The organism is Nocardioides cremeus, from assembly GCF_030518195.1.
Lineage (GTDB): Bacteria > Actinomycetota > Actinomycetes > Propionibacteriales > Nocardioidaceae > Nocardioides > Nocardioides cremeus.
In genome coordinates this window covers 1-226 of record NZ_JAULSC010000415.1, presented here as the reverse complement: position 1 = coordinate 226, position 226 = coordinate 1, and the positions used below count along the sequence as shown (strand labels likewise).

At 81.0% G+C, this 226-nt stretch carries 1 protein-coding gene; it reads right to left on the bottom strand.

What is annotated here, in order from left to right; all coding sequences use genetic code 11:
- Positions 1 to 226 (bottom strand): MATE family efflux transporter (locus QWJ41_RS21560; protein WP_302710548.1); only part of this gene is annotated, 226 nt, incomplete at both ends.

The following is a 226-nucleotide window of genomic DNA, read 5'->3' as shown; positions in this document are numbered from 1 at the left end:
CCGCCCCGAGCGGGCCGGTCAGCGCGACGCCGGCCACGGTGGTGACCGCGCCGATGCCGAGCGCCAGCCACCGGCCGTCGACGCCCTGGGCCCGCGCGCCGCGCCGGTCGCCGGCGCCCCGGCGGCGCGCGACGCTGGCGGTGGTGCCGTAGGCGAGGAAGACGCACAGGCCCACGGCGGTCTGCAGCACCACCGCGGCGATGCCCAGACCGGCCAGCTCGGTGGT